We start from the raw sequence: 25,705 nt of genomic DNA on the forward strand, positions 1-25,705 counted from the left end.
AGTTCTGCCAGGTTGTTGTAACTGGTGGCGACAGAGGGATGCTCTTCTCCCAGCAGCCGTTGCATGAGTAATAATGCTTTTTTATACAGTGGTTCGGCTTCGCTGTACCGTCCTTGGGATTTGTAGAGTAGAGCCAGGTTATTGTAACTGGAAGCGACATCGGGATGCTCTTCTCCCAGCAGCCGTTGCCTGAGTAATAATGCTTTTTTATACAGTGGTTCTGCTTCGCTGTACCGTCCTTGGGATTTGTAGAGTCCTGTCAGGTTATTGTAACTGGAAGCGACATCGGGATGCTCTTCTCCCAGCAGCCCTTGCATGAGTAATAATGCTTTTTTATACAGTGGTTCTGCTTCGCTGTACCGTCCTTGGAAATCGTAGAGTCCTGCCAAGTTGTTGTAACTGGTGGCGACATCGGGATGCTCTTCTCCCAGCAGCCGTTGCCTGAGTAATAATGCTTTTTTATACAGTGGTTCTGCTTCGCTATACCGTCCTTGGGATTTGTAGAGTCCTGCCAGGTTGTTGTAACTGGTGGCGACATCGGGGTGCTCTTCTCCCAGCAGCCCTTGCCGGAGTTCTAATGCTTCTTTCAACAGTGGTTCCGCCTCGCTGTACCGTCCTTGGGATTTGTAAAGTTCTGCCAGGTTGTTGTAACTGGAGGCGACATCGGGGTGCTCTTCTCCCAGCAGCCCTTGCCGGAGTTCTAATGCTTTTTTATACAGTGGTTCCGCCTCGCTGTACCGTCCTTGGGAATCGTAGAGTCCTGCCAGGTTGTTGTAACTGGTGGCGACATCGGGATGCTTTTCTCCCAAGCGGGTTTGTACTACTGATACACATTGCTGACACCAGGGTTCTGCGATCGCATATAATCCCTGTCCAGAATAAAATCGATTTAACCCAGCAAAAACCCAAATTAAATTTTCATCACTGACTGCATCAGTCAGATTTTGTGCTATCTCTGCTAAATGTGCGATCGCATCTTTGACACTTGTAATTAACTGTAGAGTTGGTGAATCGGGAATACTCTGTGCAACTTCTACCAAAGCTTTACAAAAGTTATCTTTTTGTTCGTCCGCATTAACTAAATTATTTTGCTTATTTCTCAGAAATTCTTGAATTAGTTGATGTAATTGATAAGTATCTCCACCCTGTAAAAGGTGCAAATTTTCTAATTCAACTCTGGCATCTTCTAATTCTTCAGAATCTTGCTCTGTTGCAGCACCTTCCACCAACGACCAAGGAATTGGAGCCAAAGCAAATAAACTGAGTAAACATCCTAATTGTTGGGCATCATCACTTAATTCTGACCAACTCAACTCAAAAGCCGCCGCTACTCCATTTTTTACGTTTAAAGTCCAAGTGGGGTCATTTTCCTTCACGACTAACGAAGGATGTCCTAACCCTTTTTCCTCCAACCGTTTTAGCATATCAGCTAAAGTTATGTTGCGTTTCTTTACATACCTGCCAACTAATTGCAAAGCTAGGGGCAAATAGCCCAAACGCTGACAAAGTTCTTTAGCAAGTGCTAATTCTTGGTTTTGCTTTTCTTCTCCAATCAATTGAGCTAGTAATAATAGTGCGTCTGTCTCTGATAAAACCTCCAAAAACAAAGAACTAGCTAAATCTAATTTGAGGCGTGTAGTAATTAGTACTTTGAACTGGGAGGGTTGGGGTGGTAGATACGGTTTGACGTGACTGTAATTTTTAACATCATCGAAAACTATTAGCGTCTCCCCCTGTCGCCAATGTTGCCAACACCAACGAACTCGTTCTGGTAACTCCAAATCCTCTGGAGGTTGCAAGCCCAAGTCTGTTGTAGCAAATTCTAATATTTGTAGCCCAATATCTGACTCTCTGGCTCTTAACCAGCAGATACCGCTAGGGTAATTGTCCAACTGTAAATGTAGCAATGAATACTGGATTGCTAATTCGGTTTTACCAACTCCCCCCATACCTTCAACAGCAGCAATTACCACCGAATGATTGCTTTGTAGGTGTTGGTGGAGGCGTTCTAATTCTCTTTCTCGTCCGACAAATTTATCTGTGTTGCTAGCAGGAATATTTTGGGGGAAACCTGTTGGTTTAGGAAGCTCACCCAAATTGTTTACGGTTTTGTAAATCTGGGTAATATTTCCGACTGTAATATTGCCATTAGCCTGGACATTCTTAAAAATTTCTTGTCTGGGAACTTGAGAGTCTGAATGATTAGTCATGATTTCAGGCTTCTTGATTTAAGTTGCCTACATCAATGTTTGCAGCTTTTACCCCTTTGAGCATTTCCTGCTCAACCGAACCACCCCGCCCGGCTTTCTGGGTGATGTCTTTGGCTTTCAAATCACCAGTTAATTCAATCTCACTCAGAACTACCTGACGTATACTTTCATCTTGTGCTTGTAGCTGCTCGACTAGTTCCTTAAGTTTCTGAGCAAACGCTTCATCAGCATCAATTTGGGTTTGCAGTTCATCTTGTAGCTTTGTCTTATTCACTTCCGTAGGTTGATTTTGTGCGCGAGTCAACAACCCATCTGTTCCCTCTGCTTTAAACTTTTCACGGATGGTATTTATTAGAAGCGTAAATGTATCAGCCGCACCTTTACCTAAAGCTTTTCCACCTTCTTTAATTGCCTCTGAGAAAAATAAAGAGACAATTACTGCTGCCGTTAGAGGTTCTACCATCAGCTTGCACTTAGATTTAGTATTAATAATCATATATACAAACTTACTGTACAACTTTTCGGATTTTTAGCTGTATTTATAAAATTACGAGTCTTAAAGGGGTAAACACGGTAGTGCCGCGTTACACCTTCGGTTACGGTGTACACACAAGTAATGTCCACATAGGTTTCAACTTTTTTACCCACATTTTTATCAGAGTTAAACTGTCATACACACAGGCAATCCCGCCCAGAACTAAAGTTCAGGGCTAATAGCCCAAGTCCACTTAAGTGGACTAAATTGATTATTCAGTCCACTTAAGTGGACAGTGGCTCTGAGACTCGGAATTCATTCCGAGGCGGGATAGAAACGTAGTGCAAGATTTATTAATGATACTTTACAGCGCGATCGCCTTCGCCGTAAATCGGGTTAAGGCAAGAAAACTCATCATCTAATACCTCAAAACGACTTTGAAGTACCTCAAAACGACTTTGAAGTACCTCAAAACGACTTTGAAGTACCTCAATACGACTTTGAAGTACCTCAATACGACTTTGAAGTACCTCAATACGACTTTGGAGTACCTCAAAATGACTTTGAAGTACCTCAATACGACTTTGAAGTACCTCAATACGACTTTGAAGTACCTCAATACGACTTTGAGGTATTTGTTGCTTATTTTATGTAATTTTTTTGACGGTTTTACTAAATCTCTCAGTATAATCCACTAAAAATAATTAGGTCGATTTTAATTTGCTTTAATTTTTCCGAATTATCTCTCACAGAAGTTTATTGTTGCATTGGCTAGAGTACATGCAGTAATCCTATAACTTCCTTCAGGAGGGCATCTCATGGCACGACTAAAACGCAGTTCACCAGATTTAGAAAAGGCTCTCCGTCGAATTGCAGGAATGCGATCAATTAGCCCGACGCTAGAATTTGGCAATGGATTAAGTTTGACAGACTACGACAGCCGCATCCAAACCTTGCAAACCCAGCTATCTACCTACAACACTTCACTCTCTAGCATAGATGAAATGGCAGGTCGCCTCTCTCTAATTGAAGAAGAATTGCGCGGCTACTCTGAAAAGATGTTAATGAGTGTGGCAACCCATTATGGCAAAGACAGTTTGCAATATATCCAGGCGGGAGGCAAGCCACGCAAGAAATTATCACGCCGTTCGAGCAACACCCAATCCCCATCTGAGAGTACAGCTACAATCTTGAATGGTGCAAACAACAATGGTAAAGAAACCTCTATTGTTTTACCTTAATCGTTCACCACTACCTATCCTGGCTTATGATCCAAACGAGTAGCTTGCTCTAGGGCGGCTTTTTCTTTGGCTCGACGGGCATAAGGTTGTAACTGGGTGCGATCGCAAGCGGTGAAAATACTCAGGTTTTCCAAGGCTATCCCCCGCATTAACATTTCTACACGCCAGGTTTGTTGTGCCTGAGCGATCGCTGGCCTTTGTCCTTGGGGAGTTAACAAGCCCTCGCTCCATACTTGCCAACGTGTCTCAAGCTCTGACTCCGAGAGGGGTTTACCCGTTTCATTCAGAAACATGGCTGTTTGAGTATCTTTACGACTTTTTAGCCATTTAATTAAGGGATTATTAGTAAAAGAACCGTAGCGTTTACCCAAAATCCACTGATTCAAAGGCACTTGACGGACAAATCCGGGGATTGTGATTTGCAGAAAGTGCCCTTGAGTATCGTAGATTTGGTGCGATCGCTCCAAGCTAATTATTTCTGTAGCAGATAACCCAGCCCCAAATAACACATAAGCTAAGGCATAATCTCGAATTCCCAATTTCCGGGCTTGTTGCAGAATTTCGTTAACTAAACTAGCTGGTAAATCAGCTACTTCTGTGGTAGTAAAACCTCCTTGTAAGCAGTTTGTTGCTGATTCTGCTGAAGATGACATGGCTCCATGTAAAAACAACTCCACCAAATTCTCCAGAAAATCATCCCGATCTTCCCAAAGTTCGTGAAATTCGCTGGTAAACTCAATTACGGCATATCCCAAAATCATCCCATTCAGCAAACTGGCTAATTTTTCTGCGGGTAAATAGGTATTTAAGTGTCCTTGCTGGATTACAGTAGCTAAATACCGAGCTACATAGCGGTTTGCCTCCGTCACTCCCCTGCCTAGGGCGCGGCGATTTTCTGCCGGAAATTGATCGGCTTCACCTACCACAGATCGGACAAACTCCGGCACCCGTTCTAATGCGTGTAAGCTGTCACTTGCATAATCTTTAAGAGCTTGGTAGACATTGCCGGGAGGCGTTGCCCGCCGCACCAGCGATTCACCTAAATTCTTGAAGGCCGCGGACTCTTCCAGCACAGCCAAAAGCAGCCCATGCTTATTGCCAAAATTCCGAAATAGAGTCACTTCGTTGACTTCGGCTTTTTCAGCAATTTGGCGGGTTGTAGTGGCACTGACTCCGTGAGCAGAAAACAACTCAAGTGCAGCTTGAATCAGGCGTTGACGAGTTGAAAGCAGTTGAGACGACATAAAAATATGCAAGTGGCACTTGCACGGAAATTAGAGTTCTGCTAGCATAGCAAATGTAAGTGATACTTGCTTTCCTCTACTGTAACGAACTGCTGTACAGGTCAGGTAAATCCCTGTGGGATTGTGCCCAAGAAAAAACAAATCGCTTTATTATCCATCAACAGGAATTTTTATGACCGCAAATTTTGGGGCGATCGCCCCTGAGAGAGGCAACTCACCTCAACTCAGTTGGACAAATGTGGTATTTTTTGCTGCATTTCATGCCTTAGCACTTCTGGCTCCTTGGTTTTTCTCCTGGCCAGCATTAGGTTTGCTAGTGTTTCTCCACTGGTTATTCGGAAGCATTGGTATTTGCCTGGGATATCACCGACTACTGAGCCATAAGAGTTTCCAAGTTCCCAAGTGGTTAGAGTATGCGATCGCCCTCATTGGAGCGCTGGCTTTGCAAGGCGGGCCAATTTTTTGGGTAGGTGGACACCGCCAGCATCACGCCCACACAGAAGATATTGACTTAGATCCCTACTCTGCCCAAAGAGGATTTTGGTGGAGCCACATACTATGGATTTTCTACCCACGTCCAGAATTTTTTGACTACGAAACCTATAAAAAATACGCCCCTGACTTAGCAAGACAACCCTTTTATTGCTGGCTGGATCGCTACTTCTTGCTGTTGCAAATACCCTTCGGTTTGCTGCTATATGCTTTAGGAGGATGGTCTTTTGTATTTTACGGAGTGTTTCTCAGATGTGTCTTGCTTTGGCACTCAACCTGGTTTGTCAACTCAGCATCACACCTTTGGGGTTATCGCACCTTTGATGCTAATGATGGCGCTCGTAATCTTTGGTGGGTATCCCTCGTCACTTATGGAGAAGGATGGCACAACAACCATCATACTTATCCCCACATGGCAAAATCTGGGTTATCTTGGTGGGAAATTGATGTTACTTGGTGGAGCATCCTAGTTTTGCAGACTTTGGGTTTAGCCAAAAAAGTTGTCTCGCGTCCTCCTCAAGGTGCAACTCACGGCTAAATTGCAACTCAACATTATGAATTTGTCAGGCCGACTGCTAATTTGCCGTCGGCTTACTAATTTTTATCAGTAGTATTTCAGAGTAAAATCGCAACGGGTCAAACCTCAGCAATACATCAAGTGTGAAAACTGACAGCATTTTTTATCGCCTTTTTCAAGAACTTCCTGGCACCTTTTTTGAATTAATTGGCAACTCACCCGAAACCGCAGAGGCTTATAAATTCTCCTCAATTGAAATTAAGCAAACTGCATTTCGTATAGATGGTGTTTTTCTCCCAACAGAAGGAGAAGAAAATCCGATTTACTTTGTTGAAGTGCAGTTTCAAACCGACACAGAAATTTATTCGCGCCTAATTTCAGAAATTTCTTTATACTTACGTCAAAATAAACCGAAAAATTCTTGGCGAGGAGTAGTTATCTATCCCAATCGCAGTTTAGATACAGCAGATATCAAGAATTACAGTGAATTTTTCACCAGTCAGCGCATCAGTCGCATTTATCTAAATGAATTAGGTGAAACAGCATCATTGCCAGTTGGAATTGCTACGATGAAATTAGTGGTCGATGAAGAGGATACAGCAATTACATCTGCTAGGCAGTTAATAGACAGAACCGAGCAAGAAATCAACATTGAACCACAACGGCGGCAGTTACTAGAATTAATAGAGACAATTTTGGTTTACAAGTTTCCGAAGATGAGCCGAAAGGAGATTGAAGGTATGTTTGGGTTAAGTGATTTGCAGCAGACACGAGTTTATCAAGAAGGAAAGCAAGAAGGCAAGCAAGAAGGCAAGCAAGAAGGAGCGCGTGAAGAAAAGTTTAGAATGATACCTTTGTTGTTGAGATTGGGATTAAGTTTTGAAGAAACAGCGAAAGAGCTAGATTTGAGTTTAGAGGAGATTCAGCAAGAAATGCAAAAACAGCCTCCAAGTCAGGATATGTAACCTACAATTAGCACTGATCAAAAAAATACCCCTAAATATTCCTGCTATTTTCCATTCCCACAAGTTTTAATTTTTTCTATGATTTCGCTCTCTCCCATTCTTCAAGCTAGACTTTCCCAACCCTTAAAAATTGGCTCCTTCGAGGTAAAAAGTCGGGTTCTCCAGTCGCCTCTATCGGGGGTGACGGATTTGGTATTTCGCCGTCTCGTGCGTCGCTATGCGCCAGATTCGATGATGTATACCGAAATGGTAAATGCTACGGGGTTGCATTATGTCAAGCAATTACCCAAAATCATGGAGGTAGATCCCAATGAACGCCCAATTAGTGTTCAACTATTTGATTGTCGTCCAGATTTTCTGGCAGAAGCAGCAATAAAAGCAGTTGCCGAAGGTGCTGATACTGTTGATATTAATATGGGTTGTCCAGTAAATAAAATCACTAAAAATGGTGGCGGTTCTTCGTTGTTGCGGCAACCAGAAGTAGCAGAAGCAATTGTGCGGGAAGTGGTAAAAGCTGTTGATGTCCCTGTGACAGTAAAAACCCGTATTGGCTGGAATGACAACGAAATTACTATTCTCGACTTTGCCAAGCGGATGGAAGATGCTGGGGCAAAAATGATCACAGTCCACGGACGCACCCGCGCCCAAGGCTACAACGGTAATGCCCGTTGGGAATGGATTACCCGTGTAAAAGAAGTACTTTCTATCCCAGTAATTGGGAACGGAGATATTTTTTCTGTTGAAGCGGCGGTGAGATGTTTAGAGCAAACTGGCGCTGATGGTGTGATGTGTTCCCGTGGGACTTTGGGTTATCCGTTTTTGGTGGGAGAAATTGATCACTTCCTGAAAACTGGGGAGATATTACCGCCACCTACCCCAATTGGGCGTTTGGAATGTGCAAGAGATCATTTACAAGCCTTGTGGGAATATAAAGGCGATCGCGGTGTGCGTCAAGCCCGTAAGCACATGACTTGGTATGCTAAAGGTTTCGTTGGTGCTGCCGAACTTCGAGGACAGTTAAGTTTAGTTGAAAGAGTAGATCAGGGTTTGGCAATGATTGACCAAGCAATTGAAAAACTGGCTAATGGTTATGAACTTGAAGAAGAAGCGCAAGATAGTTTGGTGATGCTTTAATATTATGTTTAACTAGCCAAAGTAGAGGCTCACAATGTTAGTTTCAAAACACAATGATGTTGTAACCGTCCCCGAAATCCTCTCATTAGAAGACTTCATGGCAAATCCTCCAGAAGGCATGGAGTGGGTAGACGAGCAACTAGTAGAAAAAACAGGGATGACATTAAAACATAGCGAAATTCAATTGAATATTGGTTTTTACTGGAGAAGTTACATCAATTCCAATCAACAAGGTGGAAAAGTTTATACTGAAGTACCTTGTCGCACATATAAACAGGGTCGTCGTCCTGATGTAGCTTATCTAACGCCTGAGTTGGTAACTGAGTTTAGTGATGTTCCAACTTTGCCACAGAGTTTCCCGTTGATTGCTGAGGTAGTTTCACCCACCGATTTAGCTGAAGATGAAGAATTATTTCTCAAAGCACAGGAGTATTTGCAGTCCGGTTGCGAGGAAGTTTGGCTAGTATTTCCTGAAAGTCGGTTAGTTTTTGTAATCACTGATAATCAGGTTTTGGGGTTTAAAGCTGGTGATGTGGTTAGCACTCAAAAAGTATTGCTAGGTTTTAATGTAGCTGTAGATGAATTGTTAAGTTGAAAGAGACTTGTTTTAAATCCTATGAATCAACCACTACTTCGCTTTGTTGCGAGTAAAAATTATAAAAACCTCTCTTTAGATAAAGTAATAGAGCTAAAAAACCTCAATATATTTATAGGTTCAAACGGTTCAGGCAAAAGCAACTTTATCAGTTGTTTGAAATTTTTAAAAGATAGCTTAACTACTATTCCTGATGAAAGTCGGGGTGTCAGTAGTTTTGAAAATGCAGTTACTCAAATTGGTGCTAATCGGATTTTAGATGGCAGTGTAGCAAGCCCTGCTGTAGTAACACTTGCTTATTGTTTTTCAGAATTTTCTCAAACTGGTACTCCCGGAAAAAACAGTGGAATTCTTCATTTGAAGATTTATGTTGACAAAAACCAACCAAGAGTTAGTATTTCGGAAGAATGTTTATATAGCGGAGAAGATTTACATGAATCAGCTTCATCAAGACCTTTCTATTATTATAAGTTTCATGACAGGGAAGCGGGCAAAGGCGCTGTCTCAGTTTATGATAGTCCCGGACAAAATTCCAGCACTCATTTTGAACCTTTAGACAATATAGATACCAATTCTTTGGGGCTTTCTGCTATTCCTCGGCTGCTTGAATATAGCCAATATCCTCCCGAAAGCACACCTGTTTTCAGAATTAGAAGAGACCTTGTTGAATTTATTTCCAAATGGCAATTTTACAATGCCAACAATATGGATTTAAATCAAATTAGAACGGCAGAACCTAAAATAGGAGGAAGTGATATTTACTTATCTTCATCTGGAGATAATTTACCACTAGTTTTAGATAATTTGACTCAGCAAGATATCGACTTCGAGGACAGCATCAACAAGGCAATGAAGTCGATTTTACCAAAAACTCGTCGTCTAAGACCTATACGTTCTGGTCGCTTGTCTCTGACTGTAGAATGGTATTTTCATGATATTAAGGAAGCTTTTTATCTAAATGAAATGTCAGATGGAACTGTCAGAATGCTTTGTTGGGCTACTATATTACATTCTCCAGTTCTCCCTTCATTGCTAGTCATTGATGAGCCAGAATTAGGATTACACATATCGTGGATGCCAATTTTAGCAGAGTGGATTAAAAAAGCTGCCGGAAAAACCCAATTAATTATCACCACACATAGTCCGGATCTTTTAGATCATTTTACGGATTGTTTAGAGAATGTTTTTTGTTTTGCTTCAGAAGATAAAACACATTTCTCCATCAAAACACTCTCCAAAGAAATCCTAAATCAAAAATTAGAAGAAGGATGGCAATTAGGTGATTTATATCGTGTTGGCGACCCCAGTATTGGAGGATGGCCGTGGTAGTATGGGTTTTTGCTGGTGGTGGGGAAGCTGAAGTTAGAGGATTGATCCCTTTTTTAGAACAAAATTTTTCTAATTGTAAATTTGAACGAAAGACACCAGCACGTCAAAAACCTGGGCCTAAACCTGGTAAAGGAAATAGTTATGGCAGAACAAGTCAAAGCCTAATTGAGCAAATCATTCAAGAACTACCCATTGGCTTAAGATATGAACCAAATAAATGTAATCTAATTTTAGTGTTTGACGATTTAGATTGCCGCACGCCAGAGCTTCAAGAAAATAGAATTTTAGATGCAATATCAACTATACCAGAATGTGCTGATATTAATAAACTTGTTGTGTTTGCTGCTCCTGAACTGGAAGCTTGGATAATTGCAGATTGGAGTAACTCAATAGCTAGACATCCAGATTTTCGAGGTAGACACGAGCGGATGCGTTACTGGCTTCGTCAGGAAAAAAATATTCCTTTTAATGAACCAGAATCATTTAGTGAATATGATGAAGACAGAGATTGTTGTCGAGAAAAGCTATCACAGGCACTAGTTGATTCAAGTGTTTTAGCTGAATTTGATAGCCTTTCAACACGTTATTTTAAAGGATTGCATACCCCAGCACTATTACAAGACATCCGACCAGAAGAAGTTCAACGAAGATGTCCTTTATTTCGGAAACTCTATAACTATCTTAATCATTTTTGTAGTTCTTCATAAAGTTGGTGCTAAATTGCACCAACTTTCACCTCCTCGCTTGCGGGGAGGTGTTAGGGGTGGGGTTTTCGAGAAACTATGGTTAATCTAAATTTACAAAAATCTAATTTACCAAATCAGGGAAAACCTCTTGTACAGCAGGATGTACTAACCGATGGTTCTGCACATTCACACCCTTAGCTAATGCTGGGTTAACCTCCAGTGCCATAATTCCAAAATTCGCCAACTGGACAACATAAGGTAATGTACTATTATTAAGTGCCTGGGTTGCTGTCCAAGGTACTGCTCCTGGCATATTGGGAACGCCATAATGCACTACGCCCTCTTCAACGTATACCGGATTTGTGTGAGATGTAGGGTGTAAAGTTTCTATGCAACCGCCTTGATCGACGGCTACATCAACTATTACCGAACCAGGACGCATTTGTTTGACCAATTCGCGGGATACTAATATTGGTGCCCTGCGTCCCAGTACTAAAACTGCACCGATGAGCAAATCAGCTTCTTTAACGGCAGCTTCAATATGGGCTGAGTTGCTATAAAGCAATTCGACTCTAGAGCCAAAGAGAGTTTCTAAGTAAGATAAGCGATCGACACTCACATCTAAAATCTGGACGATCGCACCCACACCCACAGCAATTTTAGCTGCTTCTGTGCCGACAACGCCGCCACCTAAAATTACTACTTTACCTGGTTGGACTCCAGGGACACCGCCCAAAAGCACACCTCTACCACCCTGCTGACGTTCTAGGAATCTCGCCCCAAATTGTACTGCAAGCCGACCGGCAATCACGCTCATGGGGGTGAGCAAGGGTAATTTGTTAGCGCCAGGTTGTTCTACAGTTTCGTAGGCGATCGCAGTTGTGCCACAATCAATTAAATGCTCTGTCAATTTGCGATCGGCTGCTAAATGTAAATAAGTAAATAATATCTGCCCCTTCTGCAAAAACTTATACTCAGATGTCAGTGGTTCTTTGACTTTAACAACCAATTCCCGATTCCAAGCCGTTTCTGATGTGGGGACAATCTCGGCTCCAGCACTTTTGTAATCGTCATCTGAGAATCCAGCACCATTACCTGCTTGTGTCTCGACGAAGATGCTATGACCATTTTCCCGCAGCACCCGCACACTCGAAGGACTTAAACCTACCCGAAACTCTTGATCCTTATTTTCCTTGGGAACGCCGATTTCCATATATCGCCTCTGATAATTAATTTTTTTGTTTAACTGTAGCCTGCCAATCTCAAGCTTGCTACTTTCGTCTTCTTGGTTCGGTATTAGAGATAGCTGTATTAGACATAGCTAATCTCTGTTCTCGGTTTCTCAATTCAATCTGAGTAGCCCAAACTCTTACCCTTGACTATTGCCCCAGTATTTATACAATATATAAAGAATAGTAACAATTTATTAAACGAGCGATTGTATAGCTCCCGACTAGGAAGCTTTTGCTGAATTTATCAAGTCATCTTGGCATTCAAGCACTGCAATCAGCTCACAAGCTACCCTGACTTCTCACCTCATCTGGAAAATTCAAAGTCTCTCTCCTTAAAGGAAGAGAGAAATAGAAGTGAGGTTTTCCTTGCAGGTATAGAGTGAAAAGTCAGATAAGCTACGTAAGTGTTCGGTAAAAGAACGAGTCTATTCCTTTAACTTTTACCGCTTATCCCCACTTTCTGCGACTTCTAGCAGAAGTCTCATATCAAATCCCGTTTGCCGAAAAAAGGTTTCTGAAAAAATGACACAAACACAACCAACAATTACACCTAAACTAGAAGAGCCGAAGTTTGGCTTTAACGAATATGCCGAACGTTTGAATGGTCGAGCCGCAATGATTGGCTTCGCTTTGATGCTGGTGATTGAATATGTCACCAATCAAGGGGTGCTATCATGGCTGGGTCTGAAGTAGTGCCAGCAATAAGCACAAGGTGGAAGTTGTAAGCTAGTAGTTAAAAGAGTTTCAACCAGCTGGAACAACCAGTTGGTTTTGACTTCAATAATTAATAGGGAAGTACCTCACCCTAGATACAATTAAACTTATTCATAAATTCTTGCCCTAGAATGTAAGCAAGAGAGGAATCAAAATACCTATTAGTGATTGAAATATCATAGACTTGCAACTAGTAAGCTAAAAAACATCTAATTTGCATAATCGAATTAACCCTTCGGCTTACCTCGGCTCCGCTCGGCACGAGTCGCTCAGGGTAAAATATAACTCTTCTGGGGTGGGCATCTTACCCACCCAGTATATGCAGTTTAAATGTGTAACAGTTTATATGCAAGGCAATTAATGATTAAACTTACTCCCTTACTAAAGAAAATCATAATTAGTGTCAGCCTTGAATGAGAAAGGCAAATTAGGGGTAAGGTATTCTTGGTAAATATACACAAAAGGTGAACTGGAACCAACCAAGCCGTGATGAATGCTGTATTACCTCGTTTTTTGAAGTCAACCTACCGAAAAGAGCCAATAATCAGTGTGTTGATGACGATGGGCGTTATGGATGCCCTGATTGGCGGATTGAATGATAGCTGGTCTTTGTTAGCTTTTGGTTTGGGAACCACAGGGATAACGCTAGGCTTTAAGTTGTGGCGTTTCCAGCAGCGTCGTCCTCTCCCAGAGGAGCCTGTGGTGCAACATTATTTGCCCTCTCGTTCTTCTACTGCGCCTTTACCAATGTTAAGCGTTTCTAAGAAAAAACCACCTCTTTAGGATATGCAGAGTTATTACTTAAATAACTCTGCAAAATTTATTTGGTTAACTGTATCTATAAAAGTGAGGAAAAAGAGTGAGTAGTAAGGGAAGAGGTGGCGGTAATTTTCTGCGCCCATATATTGTCCTGGGATTTATGGCAGCAGTCGCCCTTCCCGTGACTATCTGGGAAGGGTTTTCTATTCATCAAGCTCATGCCGCCACTGAATTAACGCCAAACTCCCCAGCTACCACCAGCTTTGCTAACGCCCAACTACTTTACACACTCAGAGGACATGACGGAACTGTTAAATCCCTCGCTTTCAGTCCAGATAGCAAAATTCTGGTGAGTGGAGGTGCAGAAAGCGAGGGTGTAATTCGCTTGTGGAATCTAGCAAACGGCAAAAAGTTGGGGAATATTAACAAAGCACACAAAACAGCCGTAGAATCTTTAGTGATTTCGCCAGATGGTCAAACCCTCGCTAGCTGTAGTGATGACAATACGATTAACCTCTGGAGCCTGAAAAATTTCAAATTTACCCGCTCTTTTGTCGGACATACCAGTAACGTATTATCTTTAGCGGTATCTCCTGATAGTAAAGTTCTAGTCAGTGGAGGTTTGGATGGGATTCGTCTCTGGGATTTGCTACAGCAGCGCCCTCTAGGGACTCTAGTCGGTTTTGATAATTTGATTTATACCCTAGCCATTAGTCCTGATGGACAGACCTTGGCTAGTGGTGATGACAAGGGTGTAATCAAGTTGTGGAATTTGAGTACTGGTAAATTAACCAGTGAATTTGCGGCTCATTCTAATGCTGTTAGTGCTGTTATCTTTACACCCGATGGAGAAACATTAGTAAGTGCTAGCCGCGATCGCACCATCAAACAATGGAATATTAATACTAGAGAATTAGTCCGCACCTTTACAGGACATAATAACTGGGTAAATGCGATCGCCATTAATCCCGATGGACAAACCCTTGCTAGTGCCGGCAGAGATGGGATTAAATTGTGGAATTTAACTACAGGCGAGTTAATAAATACACTGAGTGGACATACAGACTGGGTAAGTGCGATCGCTTTTAGTCCAAATGGTAAAATTCTTGCCAGTGGTGGATTTGATCAACAAATCAAGATTTGGGGCATTCCACTAAAACGTAAGTAATAGCGAACTGAATGACTTGCGATCAAAAGTGCGTAGCTTACCAACCTAGGCATCGCGTCATAGTAGTAGTAAGGTGATAAATATTATGAATATTGAACAAGCAGTTTTGGAGAAATTGCGCCAGCTACCTATAGATAAGCAGCAAGAGTTATTGAATTTTGCAGAATTTTTGTATCAAAAAAATACTCCTAAAATTCCCTTACGTAGCGTTAGAGGGTTATGTGCTAATTTAGCGGTGGATATTACTGAAGAAGACATTACCCAAGCTCGTCAAGAAATGTGGGGGAATTTTCCCAGGGATATTGTTTGATGACATCAGTCGTTGCAGATACACACACTTTAATTTGGTATATTTTTGACCTAGAGAGACTATCTAAGACTGCCTTAACAGCTTTGGAGCAAGCAGTTAATAGTGGTAATCCTATTTATGTTTCAGCTATTTCAGTGGTTGAAATAGCTTATTTGGTTGAGAAGGGACGCTTTCCAGAAGAAGTATTAATACAAATTTTAAATGCTGTGGATGACCCTAATCTGGGTATTGTATTAGCACCTTTAGATCGTAATATTTCGAGCGCAACGAGACAAATTGACAGAGCAACCGTTCCTGATATGCCAGATAGGATTATCGCAGCTACTGCTTTTTGTTTAGGTCTTCCCCTAGTTACCCGTGATTTGCAAATTCGGGCATTAACAACTATTCAAACTATTTGGTAATAAATTGGTAAACCCTATACCAGTGGCTTATGGGGTTTTCCCAGGCGCTCGTTAGCGAGTAGCGTGTCGCAGACAAGACTTGCTAATGCTCCGCTAGTGTTAAGAGAGAAGAGGGCGCAGCCTAGGGTGTTGTAGTGACTACCGCCCAGGTTTCCAGCCTGATGGTGATTTTTAGATTGTTTGCTAAAATTTGGTTTTGCATTTTCAGAGTTGTTATAGTAAAAAATCAACCGAAGCTCAGATCAAATTTTGCCAGAACTAGCCAAAATCAATGATGGTAGCAACTAAAAGCGATGTCTACGACGGGCTACGCCTACACAAAATGTTGCATAACTGTGAATACTTGATGAAAATACAGCCAAGCTAATATCTGATCCAGCAAATTACTGTCAGTATAAACATAGATAATTTCCAAATCATCTATGCAGCTACTTGCCCTCTAGACCGGAACAATTTCTGAACTTAGACAATCTTAGAAATGGTCATCGTCAGTAAATGCACTCAGGCAAAAGTCAATATCTCCTCTGAAGCAAAGGTTTCAACGGTGAAACGCTATTTGAAACGTCAAATAACTTGTTACTTAAATGATGTTTAATTTTCCCGAACTGTTTTTGATCCCCATTTCGATAGAATGACTAGGCAGAACCCTAAAACTCAAAACCGCTTTTGACTGCGACACCCATGAATCAATTGAACAATGGTTTTACGCTATTTCTAAGTCTGCTAGTCGAGGCGATGCCTTTTTTGCTTCTTGGGGTTTTATTCTCCAGTTTGCTGCTGTTTTTTGTTGATGAGCGCAAATTAGTAGAAAGAATGCCCAAAAATCCCCTATTGGGTGCTTTAGTTGGTAGTATGATCGGCTTTTTGTTTCCGGTGTGTGAGTGCGGGAATGTACCGGTAGCGCGGCGGTTCCTGATTCAGGGAGTACCCACACCTGTTGCAATTGGTTTTTTGCTAGCAGCACCAACAATTAACCCAGTGGTAATTTGGTCAACTTGGACAGCTTTTCGAGATCAGCCCGAAATAGTAGTTTTACGAGTGGTATTTTCTCTAGTAATTGCCACAATTATTGGGTATGTTTTCAGTTTTCAAAAGGACTTAAATCCCATAATTCAACCTGCGATCGCTCGTTATATGAAGTTTAACCCACCCGCGCAGCCTGAAACGAAACGCCGTGGTAAACGTTATCAAGTAGAAGAGGAAGCAACAGTACCAAATATCTTGCAATCTGGGACTTATATTTTAGGAGGAAAAACAGGTGCGCCTCTGCGGATAGATGCTAATTTAGTACCGCCTACCTCAATGTCTACTTCCAATAAACCCCTTGCAGAGAAACTGCGCCTAGTTGTGGATAATAGCATCCAAGAATTCCGAGAACTGGGCGGAATCATGGTTTTAGGAAGTGCGATCGCTGCTGCTATTCAAATCCTCGCTCCCCGTGAATTAATTCTCAGTTTGGGTGCTGGACCGATTACCTCAATTGTCGTCATGCTGATATTAGCAGTGGTGGTGTCAATTTGTTCTACAGTGGATTCTTTTTTCGCCCTATCTTTTGCCTCAACCTTTAGTAGTGGTTCATTGTTGGCATTTCTGGTGTTTGGGCCAATGATTGACATCAAAGGTATTGGTTTGATGTTATCGATTTTTAAGCCGAAAACGGTTTTTTACTTATTTGCTTTAGCAGCACAATTAACATTTGTATTCACCCTTTTCTTGAACTTACACGTCCTTTAAAAAATTATTTGTCATTTGTCATTTCCCCTTTGTTAATAACTAATGACCAATGACCAATGACTAATGCCTAATGAATAACAAAAATCCCAAATCTAAAATCCCAAATCTGTTACTCCCTTGGCTGGATGCTATAGCAATTACAGCTTGGGGAAGTTTGATGTTGAGATATTGGCTAACTAACAAGCTGAACCTGTTGATTCACCCAAATTACATTTGGTTCGTGGTGGTGACTGGTATCAGCTTGATCGTTATTGGTTTCTCGAAGATGCAGGAACTTTGGCAACGCCGTCGCCGTGATGTGACGCCAAACAGCCCGCATATTAGTTTATTTCCCCCTGGTTGGGGTAGCACTTTGTTGTTAACCACAGCGATCCTAGGTTTTATCATTACACCGCAAGTTTTTGCTAGTGACAAAGCACTGCAAAGGGGTGTGACGACTGATTTATTGGGAAGCACACGTGTTAAACCCCAAGCTTTTCGGGCTACTGTTCGTCCAGAAGAGCGATCGCTTGTAGACTGGGTACGCACCGTCAATGTCTATCCAGAGCCTGACACATATAAAGGTCAAAAAGTCAAGGTGCAGGGATTTGTCATCCATCCGCCAGATATCGGAAAAGAATATTTGTTCTTGGCACGATTTGTCTTAACTTGCTGTGCAGCAGATGCTTACCCTGTGGGATTGCCCGTCAAACTACAAAATAATCAAGAGACTTACTCTGCTGATACCTGGCTGGAAGTAGAAGGACAAATGGGGACAGAAAATTTGGCAGGTAAACGCCAACTTACCATTGCCGCTACCTCTCTCAAAAAGATTCCTCAACCGGAGAATCCTTATAGTTATTAGTCATTTGTCATTAGCCCAATGCCCCATGCCCAATGCCCCATAATCAATGAGTAAATTTAAAGCATTTATCCAACCACTGGATCGAATTGCGATCGCACTAATGCTACTGCTGAGTCTGCTGATTGGGTTAATCATCTTGCAAGGTGATGTGGTGACTGCCCGTGTCCGGGAATTTACCTGGCAAAATCAACAAATTGGGGCAGAAGATAACTCTTTCACCCTCACCTTCAGCCGCCCAATGGAAATCAAAACCGTAGAGGATAACTTAAAAATCGAGCCACCTCTAGCAGGTAAATTCAGTTGGGCAGGGCGGCGGATGGTTTATACACTGGTGACACCAGCACCTTATGGTACGAATTATAAAGTGCAGTTACAGGGAGCCAAAGATAAGTTTGCCCAGCAAGAGGGCAACAATCGGGTGATACAGGCTTTTACAGGTAGCTTTCGTACACGCGATCGCGTCATCCTTTACATCGGAACCAATCAAGAAGAACAGGGGCGTTTAGTTCTTTACAATTTGACCCAAGAGCAAAAAAGGATACTTACCCCCAAAGACTTGGTAGTAATAGATTTTGAGTCATTTCCTGATGGGGAGAAAATTTTATTTTCTGCCCGCGCCGCAAACAATCAAGACTTACTTTCCGCCCAACTCTATACAGTGACAACGGGCGTTTCTGGTAAATCTGGACAAAAAGCAGAATCAGAAGGCAAGGTTGACTTGACTTTAGATAGTAAAGATTATCAAAATCTGAAATTTGACTTATCACCTGATGGGCAAACTATTGTCATCCAGCGCGGAAACAAAAATAATCCTGGCGACTTTGGGCTGTGGTTTATGCCAGCAACCAATGACGCTTCAGGAGAAAAACCTGCCCTGAAACGTCTAAAAAGCCAACCGGGGGGAGACTTTATGATCACCCCAGATAGTAAAGCCGTAGCAGTTGCCCAAGGACAGGGAGCCGCAATTTTACCACTGCAAGGTGATGCGAGTAAACCCCTAGATTTTCTGCCGCAATTTGGTTTGGTACAGGCTTTTTCCAAAGATGGCTCTCAAGCAGCGATGGTCAAGTTTAATACAGATTACACGCGAGATTTGTTTTTAGTGACAAACCAAGGTGTGCAGAAACAACTATTAAAAACAACAGGCTCAATTCTCAGTTGCCAATTTGACATCGCCTCACCCACCCTCTACTGTTTGCTGACACAGCTAGTATCGAAGGAACAATACATAGAACAGCCTTATCTGGTGGCAATTGATCTGAAAACTGGGCAACAGAAACCACTGCTAGTACTGCCTGCTGCTCAACGGAATGTGCAAATGAGTTTATCATCTGACGGTTTGGGCTTGTTATTTGACCAAGTAGTACCACAGACAAACCCCCCAGCATCATTACCCACAAACACTTTGAAAACTGATGATGGAGATACGATCGCTACCAGTAGCTTGTGGTTAATGCCTCTGTTGCCCATCGCCGACACTGCAACTGTTGAAATTAGACCAGAACAACTCCCCTTAGCCGGATTTCATCCCCGGTGGCTACCTTGAGAGGATAATTCCTAAGTCGATTTCGGAAGATCAGTTAAGGTATCGCCACCAAAATTCGAGTTGAACTTAATAGACATTTCCAAAAAAGAATTGTTTTGACGTAGCACTGCTACGTCTCTACAAGGATTCTGGGTAACGCATATTTAATTTCTGGAGATGTTTAATGGAGTTCAGTTCCATCTTTACGGAGCAGATAGCGATCGCTAATCAACTTTAAAACTACTCTACCTATTTCTGGATGACTTTTCTCAATGACTGGTTGCACAATAACACCTTCCATAATGTAATCGGGACTGATTACACTATTGGCATTATTGAACTGAGACACCGCTTCCCAAGTGTAAACGCCGATATAAAGCACAGGTACTCTCGGCAAAGCAAATTCCTCGCAAAAAGCCACAAAATCGTTGTAATTGAGAAAATAACTGCCGCGACGCACAGCAAATATAGCAATTCCAATATTGCCATTATTTAAGCCATATTTGATATCTTGTACGCCGTAGATTTCTCCAAAAATCTGAGTTCTTGGCGGAAGTTTCTGGAAAGCTTCGTTTTCGTTGTAAGCACGAATATAAACTAATTTTTTGTTGACTTCGCTGTTTTTCCAGAAGTAATTATGACTGCCAATTTTAGTTATGCCATCAGCATCAACTAAGACAGTGAAGTTAGTTCCGTGCAACTTCTCTGTTACAACAACTTCCTCACCTTCAATTAGGATGTTTTTGTAACGTTTGAGGTTTTCGGGACTGGGGAATTTGTAATGTCCAATAAAATTTTCTACTTCCCCACTCATCCCTTGAGGAATTGGATACTCATACTTTGTTACACCAAAATACTCAGTATAGTCGTCTCCGACATTTCCCATAAAGTTCTTACCAACGGGAATAAGCAAACCCTCAGAAAAAATTCCGCGAAGTTTGGCAGCACGCAGTTTTTTTGAGTAGTAGTTACGAATACCAAACTCATCCAAAAACTTTTCTGGAATCACACTATCAATAGGAAAGTAAAAAGCTAAATCTCCAGGATGAAGATTACCTTTGACTATAATTACTTGATACCCCATATCTTCAATAGAGGCGATATCTAGCCGATCAGCATTGGGATGAGGATTAATGCTGTTGATTTTGACAACTTCAACTTTAAAAATACTCATAGCTCACCTCGTAATTAAGCGGAGAGCATATTACGAATTACAACATTTGTTGATAATTTATCCAAGCTTCCCAAAAAATATAAATTGATAGTATTCCTAAGAAAATACGAAGTACTAAACTCACAGTATAATCTGGTAGTTTTGGCAATGTGCGAGTACTCATCTGAACGCCTAAAAGACCTCCACATCCTAAAACTATACCTTGAGTAAACAGGATATTTCCTTCTAATGTGTGTCCTGTGCAGGCCGCTAAACCAGTGATGACAATCACACCCAAACTAGTCTGAATTGCTACTTTAATTTCTTCTCCCAGTAGCAACATTTGCAGTGGCACCATAATCGTACCGCCACCTAAGCCAAATAAACCTGCTAAAATTCCTGCTGCTCCCCCAGTACCAATTTTAGAAACTAATGGGTTAAATACTGGGGCTGTATCCTCTTTTTCCTTGAAGGATAATTGCTTGCGAAGCTCAATCAAATAGATATTGGCAAGTAGTATGATACCAAATGTAAAGAGTATTATATAGGACGGAATTTTATTGGCGAAATATACACCTATTCCAGTAGTGAGAAAAGCTGGAATTCCTAAATAAATTACTCGTTTAAAGTCAAAGTAGCCCATCCACCAATTCTGCAAACTTCCAGAAATTGAAGTAATCACTATCGCAAGGCTACTAGTAGCGATCGCCTGAACGGGAGTATAACCTAGTGTGACTAAAAGAGGAATTGTAATAATACCCCCACCTATTCCTAAAAGTCCCGCTATGACTCCAGATATTAAACCCCCAGTCACTAAAATCAACCAACTAAAATCAATCATAAATTAGGTCTTTTTCTAGACAACTGATAGTGCTGAGTGGGCATTGGGTATTGGGAAAGAGGAGGCAGAAATAAATTCTTTAATTTTGAATTTTGAATTTTGAATTTTGAATTGATTTCTCCCTCATCCCCGTACTGTCACTGGATGACTAACAACGCCTCCGTAGAGCAATCCCGAATCATTCCACGGAACTGTACTTGGTTGTGTATTTCCTAAATTGTCAGTAGCACGAACTTGGAGAAAATATTCCCCAGGAACTGGGTTCCATTCAATGTCCCAGCGTGTCCATGCAAATGGAAAATTTGGCTCTCTCAGTCGTGCTAATTGCCAAGTTTTGCCACCATCTAGGCTAACTTCCACACGCACAATCTTTCCTTTCCCAGACCAAGAACGTCCACGTAGTAGATAGTTTCTCGCAGAAAGCGTAGCCGGCCAAGCCAACTCAAAGGCGCTTTTTACATTTTGATAGGTAATCAGCTTACCTTTATATGGTGCGATCGCTGGATAATCTGCACCAACCAGCACCATCTGCTCCGTTACCCATTGGGTATATATCGGCGTTTCGGAAACCTCAATGCGCTCAATCCATTTAACGTTGGCGTTTCCTCCCCAACCAGGGAATAAGACACGGCACGGCTGGCCATGATCTGGAGGTAATGGTTCTCCGTTCATTGCATAGACGACGAGGGAGTTATCTGCTAAGGCTTTGCTAATTGGAACTACACTACTGAACTTGGATTTATTTGTCTCCTTTGAGTCCAGCGAATCCACATCTGCGCCCTCAACGAGTACATCTTTCGCTGTGGATTTCAATCCTGCCCGCTCTAATAACATAGCAAGTGGTACACCAGTCCACTCAGCCACACCAATAGCCCCAAGCCTCCACCGTGTTCCGGGGAGTGGTATGTTGTAAGCTTCTTCAAAGAAGCGCCGACCATTAGCAGCACACTCAATGGCAGAAGTGACTGAGATGGATGGCATGGCGATGATTTCATCGTAAGTAAACTCGCAAGGTGCAGAAACACCAGTTCCATGAATTTGCAAACGCCATGTAGACGGGTCAAAAGGGGGAGGAGTATGGCGGTTGTGAACATAGAACCAATCGTTTGGTACTAAATAACCACGCCCATACATCGCTTCCCAGTTCATCTCTAATGTGCCTTGGCTATGAGAGATATACCCTGGGGGCAATGGCTTAAGTATTTTGCTGCCTTTAGTTTTAACAATTGCCTGACTATGAGCAGCCGCAGGTTTAACTAACCCCCCGATGGCTGTTGCGCCAACCATAGTGGCTAGTATTTTCAGAAAGCGCTGGCGCGAAATACCCGCGTCTGTACTTTTTTGCCAGATGCACTCATCAACCCGTGCCTGTAGATAATCCTCTTGGTCAAAGAGGTTTTCATCCCTCAAGCTATTACCCCCTTTTAATTATTTTTAATTTTCAGTTATGTCCCGCAAGGAACTTCAGTTCCTTGCTAATAGCTCAAGTCATCTAAAGATGACTAAGTAATCCGAAAAATCTTTACTCTACTTCAGTAGACTTTAGCTATTAGCCTTGAACTAAAGTTCAAGGCGGGTGACGAAGCCCACAGTTAAGCTATTTTTAGCTTAAGTTGACACCAATGGGCAATGCCGTGCCCCTACTACCATATATTTTTTGGCGAGAAAAAGAGGCGAGATTAGCTGTTTATCGCTGTCCAAACACCGGTTATCTGATCTTGTGTGTAGTTGGGCAAATAGTAAGCAAATCCGTTTTTAGCTATTTGAGCGATCGCATTAATAAAGCGATCGCAGTCTTCTAATGTATTATATACAGCAAAGCTAGCTCGGATAATACTAGGAATGTTGCGTGTAATTCCTCTGTCTACTTCCTGAGCAATTTGGCAGTCTTGTTCATCCGAAACATTCTTCAGTTTGCGAATATATTCATAAGTGCAGAAAGCCCCAGCCCGAACGCCAATGCCGTATTCTTGTGCCAGAATCTCTGCTACTAAGCGTCCATCAAACCCATCAATATCAAAAGGAATAACATGGGCTAAATTATCTCCGGGAATATGTAATTTAACACCAGAAATCAGCCCAAGGCGTGTATACGTGAATTCAACTAGAGAGTGTTCATACTGAGCAATGCGATCGCGCCCTAGTGTTTCGATAATTTCAATGGCCTTGGCAATGGCGATCGCACCCATTGCGTTTGGTGTTCCCGGATCGTGCGCCCGTTCTGTATAAAAACGTTTGATCTCTAGGTTTCTGGTGATATAAGGCAGGTTTCCACCCCCGATTTGATAAGGGTAGGAGCTATCAAAAAATTCTTTTGGCCCCAGCAAAACCCCGGTTCCATAAGGGGCATACATCTTGTGTCCAGAGAAAGCCACAAAATCTAAATGACATGGGTCATCATCTGCACCCATATTTACTTGTTCATGCTGAATTAACTGACACACGTCGGCGAATATCTTAGCACCATACCGATGTGCTAAAGCCGCAATTTCGTAAATCGGGGGTCTGTAACCTGTAATTGTCGAAGCACCTGTAATAGTCACTAGCTTAATTTGCTCGGCTTTGGGGAGATTTTGGTGAGCCTTGAAAATATCTTCAATTTCTGCAACACTTACACTTCCATCGGGTTGAGTTCTATACTGCACAACTTCGTCTCTAGTAACCCAAGGCAGCAGGTTGGATGAATGCTCGATATCAGAAACTAAGATTTTCCCAGGTTTTTTTGCCCAAAGTGTGGCGGCTCCATTAATTGCTTCTGTTGTGTTCTTCGCAAAGATTACATAGTTGTCTGGAGATGACCCCACAAAGTCCCGAATGATGTTTCGACTAGCGTCATATTCTCGTGTAGTAATGATGGACTTTTGCCCAGAACCTCGATGTACACTGCCATAAGTGTCAAGCATTTGATCCACATGCTGCTTGAGGGTTGCAAAGGGTGTGGTTGTCGCTCCATTATCCAAGTTGACGTACTTTACATCATTTCCGTTAAGAGTTTTCACCTTGAAAGATAGAGACTCATCTGTAAATAACGGTCTGATTTCTTTGTCCCAAAAACTGTCACAATTTTCTGCAAACAGTGATAATTGGACAGTTTCTTGCTTGATTTTTGCGCCCATTGCAAGTATGTCGGTCATCTTCAGCACCCCTATTTTAAATTTTAGTTTTTTGGACAAGCCTAACTGCCACAACGCTTTTTTCGCGCCACAATCAGATCAATTGGCAGTAACCATAGTCTTTATAACTACTTTACTACTAGTGGAAAACTCGGTCTTACTAACTATTCTTTAATAGAAGAATAAAAAAGTGTAGTCGTATTAATACTTAATTAAAATATTTATGCTGTAACTTAAAATACATTGTAAACAATATGATAAGTAGTTAAGTATACTTTAAACAATTTTCTTGTAGTCATTAAACAAACTTGACGTATTGAATACAAGTTGAGAGAAGAAGCCGATCGCTAACTAAGTCTGGAATTGCTTACTAGGAATGTATTTACCCAGAAAAAAGCCAGTACTAAGTTGAGATTAGTCTTTAAAAAAGCTTCATTAATTTACTTAGATATATTATTACTTACTAAGAAACCTTATAAGTATTTATTCGCATATATCAAGGTTTCGCAACATTGTGTCAGGCAGAAGTTCTTAGTTATTTGCTGATAGGACTTACGCAAACAATAGCTAAAACCCTGATTGTTAGGTAGGTGCAATTCATGAATTGCCCCTGAGCGCGTGTAGTTTTGCGTAAGTCCTAGCTGACATTAAATAGTGATCGCTCAGGATTAGAGAATTATCATCGAATAGTAGATACTTGTACTGACATCGCTCCTAAGTAAGAAATAAGTCAGTATTAAAATGTATTGAAGAAGACATTTTTATTTATTTCTGAAGACAGATGCAATTATAAATAATACAGTGTAATGTTAGACAGCTTTTTCATACAGAAAAACTTGATCAGCCAATACAATTAAGTATCGGGTTTCTCCTCTCTCCTGCTTATGCTCAAAGACGGCCGATTTCCCCTTCTGCCTCTTCTTGACGGGAAAGAGCATCATAGTGTTATAACGGCATGAGTCTAGATCCAAAATAGGGAACATCAATTGATGATTAATTGCTGGTGCTTGGAGAGAGTTA

At 41.7% G+C, this 25,705-nt stretch carries 23 protein-coding genes; 15 read left to right on the forward strand and 8 right to left on the reverse strand.

Features of this window, described 5'->3' with window-relative positions; genetic code table 11:
• Positions 1 to 2,210, reverse strand: a 2,210-nt coding sequence (locus V7K50_RS15110) for a tetratricopeptide repeat protein (RefSeq protein ID WP_334961288.1), incomplete at its 3' end; no start/stop codon positions are given.
• A gap of 4 nt (positions 2,211 to 2,214) precedes the next feature.
• Complete coding sequence (locus tag V7K50_RS15115; RefSeq protein WP_334961290.1) at positions 2,215 to 2,673, reverse strand: hypothetical protein; 459 nt, start codon at positions 2,671 to 2,673, stop codon at positions 2,215 to 2,217.
• Between the two features lie 830 nt (positions 2,674 to 3,503).
• Between V7K50_RS15115 and V7K50_RS15120 the strand changes: the two genes are divergently transcribed.
• Entirely contained in the window at positions 3,504 to 3,926 is a 423-nt protein-coding gene (locus V7K50_RS15120; protein ID WP_334961292.1) for a hypothetical protein, read from the forward strand.
• 14 nt (positions 3,927 to 3,940) lie between these two features.
• Here the strand turns inward: V7K50_RS15120 and V7K50_RS15125 are convergent, their stop codons facing one another.
• Positions 3,941 to 5,170, reverse strand: a complete 1,230-nt coding sequence (locus tag V7K50_RS15125; RefSeq protein ID WP_334961294.1) for a TetR family transcriptional regulator — start codon at positions 5,168 to 5,170, stop codon at positions 3,941 to 3,943.
• 172 nt (positions 5,171 to 5,342) lie between these two features.
• Between V7K50_RS15125 and V7K50_RS15130 the strand changes: the two genes are divergently transcribed.
• The 6 genes from V7K50_RS15130 to V7K50_RS15155 all read left to right on the forward strand — a co-directional run bounded on the left by V7K50_RS15130 (position 5,343) and on the right by V7K50_RS15155 (position 10,909).
• On the forward strand, positions 5,343 to 6,200 hold the full coding sequence (locus V7K50_RS15130) for an acyl-CoA desaturase (protein WP_334961296.1): 858 nt from the start codon (positions 5,343 to 5,345) through the stop codon (positions 6,198 to 6,200).
• A gap of 122 nt (positions 6,201 to 6,322) precedes the next feature.
• The gene (locus V7K50_RS15135) at positions 6,323 to 7,144 is read left to right on the forward strand and encodes an Rpn family recombination-promoting nuclease/putative transposase (RefSeq protein ID WP_334961298.1); all 822 of its coding nucleotides are present in this window, start codon (positions 6,323 to 6,325) and stop codon (positions 7,142 to 7,144) included.
• Positions 7,145 to 7,222: 78 nt separating this feature from the next.
• Positions 7,223 to 8,278: a tRNA dihydrouridine synthase DusB gene (gene dusB / locus V7K50_RS15140; protein ID WP_334961300.1), complete on the forward strand. Its 1,056-nt coding sequence runs from the start codon at positions 7,223 to 7,225 to the stop codon at positions 8,276 to 8,278.
• A 34-nt stretch (positions 8,279 to 8,312) separates the two neighbouring features.
• Positions 8,313 to 8,873 carry a Uma2 family endonuclease gene (locus tag V7K50_RS15145; RefSeq protein WP_334961302.1) on the forward strand — a complete coding sequence of 187 codons (561 nt, stop codon included), beginning with the start codon at positions 8,313 to 8,315 and terminating at the stop codon, positions 8,871 to 8,873.
• Positions 8,874 to 8,894: 21 nt separating this feature from the next.
• A complete protein-coding gene (locus tag V7K50_RS15150; protein WP_334961304.1) occupies positions 8,895 to 10,202 on the forward strand; it encodes an AAA family ATPase in 1,308 nt (435 codons plus the stop codon).
• Complete coding sequence (locus V7K50_RS15155; protein WP_334961306.1) at positions 10,196 to 10,909, forward strand: hypothetical protein; 714 nt, start codon at positions 10,196 to 10,198, stop codon at positions 10,907 to 10,909. The genes V7K50_RS15150 and V7K50_RS15155 overlap by 7 nt, the downstream gene beginning before the upstream one ends.
• Positions 10,910 to 11,009: 100 nt before the next feature.
• Here the strand turns inward: V7K50_RS15155 and ald are convergent, their stop codons facing one another.
• Positions 11,010 to 12,101: an alanine dehydrogenase gene (ald, locus tag V7K50_RS15160; protein WP_334961308.1), complete on the reverse strand. Its 1,092-nt coding sequence runs from the start codon at positions 12,099 to 12,101 to the stop codon at positions 11,010 to 11,012.
• Between the two features lie 541 nt (positions 12,102 to 12,642).
• Between ald and V7K50_RS15165 the strand changes: the two genes are divergently transcribed.
• The 8 genes from V7K50_RS15165 to V7K50_RS15200 all read left to right on the forward strand — a co-directional run bounded on the left by V7K50_RS15165 (position 12,643) and on the right by V7K50_RS15200 (position 19,599).
• Complete coding sequence (locus V7K50_RS15165; protein WP_012410338.1) at positions 12,643 to 12,813, forward strand: chlorophyll a/b-binding protein; 171 nt, start codon at positions 12,643 to 12,645, stop codon at positions 12,811 to 12,813.
• A gap of 510 nt (positions 12,814 to 13,323) precedes the next feature.
• Positions 13,324 to 13,617: a hypothetical protein gene (locus V7K50_RS15170; RefSeq protein WP_334961340.1), complete on the forward strand. Its 294-nt coding sequence runs from the start codon at positions 13,324 to 13,326 to the stop codon at positions 13,615 to 13,617.
• Positions 13,618 to 13,753: 136 nt separating this feature from the next.
• Positions 13,754 to 14,761, forward strand: coding sequence for a WD40 repeat domain-containing protein (locus tag V7K50_RS15175; protein WP_334961342.1), 1,008 nt, complete (start codon positions 13,754 to 13,756; stop codon positions 14,759 to 14,761).
• Positions 14,762 to 14,846: 85 nt separating this feature from the next.
• The gene (locus V7K50_RS15180; RefSeq protein WP_334961310.1) at positions 14,847 to 15,071 is read left to right on the forward strand and encodes a DUF2281 domain-containing protein; all 225 of its coding nucleotides are present in this window, start codon (positions 14,847 to 14,849) and stop codon (positions 15,069 to 15,071) included.
• Complete coding sequence (locus V7K50_RS15185; RefSeq protein WP_334961312.1) at positions 15,071 to 15,475, forward strand: type II toxin-antitoxin system VapC family toxin; 405 nt, start codon at positions 15,071 to 15,073, stop codon at positions 15,473 to 15,475. The genes V7K50_RS15180 and V7K50_RS15185 overlap by 1 nt, the downstream gene beginning before the upstream one ends.
• A 681-nt stretch (positions 15,476 to 16,156) precedes the next feature.
• The gene (locus tag V7K50_RS15190; protein WP_334961314.1) at positions 16,157 to 17,209 is read left to right on the forward strand and encodes a permease; all 1,053 of its coding nucleotides are present in this window, start codon (positions 16,157 to 16,159) and stop codon (positions 17,207 to 17,209) included.
• Positions 17,210 to 17,279: 70 nt separating this feature from the next.
• Positions 17,280 to 18,053 carry a TIGR03943 family putative permease subunit gene (locus V7K50_RS15195; RefSeq protein ID WP_334961316.1) on the forward strand — a complete coding sequence of 258 codons (774 nt, stop codon included), beginning with the start codon at positions 17,280 to 17,282 and terminating at the stop codon, positions 18,051 to 18,053.
• Positions 18,054 to 18,099: 46 nt separating this feature from the next.
• On the forward strand, positions 18,100 to 19,599 hold the full coding sequence (locus V7K50_RS15200) for an Ig-like domain-containing protein (RefSeq protein WP_334961318.1): 1,500 nt from the start codon (positions 18,100 to 18,102) through the stop codon (positions 19,597 to 19,599).
• A gap of 160 nt (positions 19,600 to 19,759) precedes the next feature.
• Here the strand turns inward: V7K50_RS15200 and V7K50_RS15205 are convergent, their stop codons facing one another.
• The 4 genes from V7K50_RS15205 to V7K50_RS15220 all read right to left on the reverse strand — a co-directional run bounded on the left by V7K50_RS15205 (position 19,760) and on the right by V7K50_RS15220 (position 24,706).
• The gene (locus tag V7K50_RS15205) at positions 19,760 to 20,752 is read right to left on the reverse strand and encodes an RNA ligase (ATP) (RefSeq protein WP_334961320.1); all 993 of its coding nucleotides are present in this window, start codon (positions 20,750 to 20,752) and stop codon (positions 19,760 to 19,762) included.
• A gap of 37 nt (positions 20,753 to 20,789) precedes the next feature.
• Complete coding sequence (locus V7K50_RS15210; protein WP_334961322.1) at positions 20,790 to 21,572, reverse strand: sulfite exporter TauE/SafE family protein; 783 nt, start codon at positions 21,570 to 21,572, stop codon at positions 20,790 to 20,792.
• Positions 21,573 to 21,695: 123 nt separating this feature from the next.
• Positions 21,696 to 22,982 (reverse strand): sulfite oxidase, encoded by a 1,287-nt coding sequence (locus V7K50_RS15215; protein WP_334961324.1) that lies wholly within the window; start codon positions 22,980 to 22,982, stop codon positions 21,696 to 21,698.
• A gap of 269 nt (positions 22,983 to 23,251) precedes the next feature.
• Positions 23,252 to 24,706, reverse strand: coding sequence for an aminotransferase class V-fold PLP-dependent enzyme (locus V7K50_RS15220; protein WP_334961325.1), 1,455 nt, complete (start codon positions 24,704 to 24,706; stop codon positions 23,252 to 23,254).
• Positions 24,707 to 25,705 lie beyond the last annotated feature (999 nt).

Source organism: Nostoc sp. (genome assembly GCF_036917135.1).
Taxonomy (GTDB): Bacteria; Cyanobacteriota; Cyanobacteriia; order Cyanobacteriales; family Nostocaceae; genus Nostoc.

Coding starts and splice junctions, on each gene's coding strand:
- V7K50_RS15205 (WP_334961320.1), bottom strand. CDS start 20,752: ATGAGTATTTTTAAAGTTGAAGTTGTCAAAATCAACAGCATTAATCCT.
- V7K50_RS15115 (WP_334961290.1), bottom strand. CDS start 2,673: ATGGTAGAACCTCTAACGGCAGCAGTAATTGTCTCTTTATTTTTCTCA.
- V7K50_RS15220 (WP_334961325.1), bottom strand. CDS start 24,706: ATGACCGACATACTTGCAATGGGCGCAAAAATCAAGCAAGAAACTGTC.
- V7K50_RS15130 (WP_334961296.1), top strand. CDS start 5,343: ATGACCGCAAATTTTGGGGCGATCGCCCCTGAGAGAGGCAACTCACCT.
- V7K50_RS15125 (WP_334961294.1), bottom strand. CDS start 5,170: ATGTCGTCTCAACTGCTTTCAACTCGTCAACGCCTGATTCAAGCTGCA.
- V7K50_RS15190 (WP_334961314.1), top strand. CDS start 16,157: ATGAATCAATTGAACAATGGTTTTACGCTATTTCTAAGTCTGCTAGTC.
- V7K50_RS15165 (WP_012410338.1), top strand. CDS start 12,643: ATGACACAAACACAACCAACAATTACACCTAAACTAGAAGAGCCGAAG.
- V7K50_RS15200 (WP_334961318.1), top strand. CDS start 18,100: ATGAGTAAATTTAAAGCATTTATCCAACCACTGGATCGAATTGCGATC.
- V7K50_RS15180 (WP_334961310.1), top strand. CDS start 14,847: ATGAATATTGAACAAGCAGTTTTGGAGAAATTGCGCCAGCTACCTATA.
- V7K50_RS15145 (WP_334961302.1), top strand. CDS start 8,313: ATGTTAGTTTCAAAACACAATGATGTTGTAACCGTCCCCGAAATCCTC.
- ald (WP_334961308.1), bottom strand. CDS start 12,101: ATGGAAATCGGCGTTCCCAAGGAAAATAAGGATCAAGAGTTTCGGGTA.
- V7K50_RS15210 (WP_334961322.1), bottom strand. CDS start 21,572: ATGATTGATTTTAGTTGGTTGATTTTAGTGACTGGGGGTTTAATATCT.
- V7K50_RS15195 (WP_334961316.1), top strand. CDS start 17,280: ATGAATAACAAAAATCCCAAATCTAAAATCCCAAATCTGTTACTCCCT.
- dusB (WP_334961300.1), top strand. CDS start 7,223: ATGATTTCGCTCTCTCCCATTCTTCAAGCTAGACTTTCCCAACCCTTA.
- V7K50_RS15170 (WP_334961340.1), top strand. CDS start 13,324: ATGAATGCTGTATTACCTCGTTTTTTGAAGTCAACCTACCGAAAAGAG.
- V7K50_RS15150 (WP_334961304.1), top strand. CDS start 8,895: ATGAATCAACCACTACTTCGCTTTGTTGCGAGTAAAAATTATAAAAAC.
- V7K50_RS15185 (WP_334961312.1), top strand. CDS start 15,071: ATGACATCAGTCGTTGCAGATACACACACTTTAATTTGGTATATTTTT.
- V7K50_RS15120 (WP_334961292.1), top strand. CDS start 3,504: ATGGCACGACTAAAACGCAGTTCACCAGATTTAGAAAAGGCTCTCCGT.
- V7K50_RS15175 (WP_334961342.1), top strand. CDS start 13,754: ATGGCAGCAGTCGCCCTTCCCGTGACTATCTGGGAAGGGTTTTCTATT.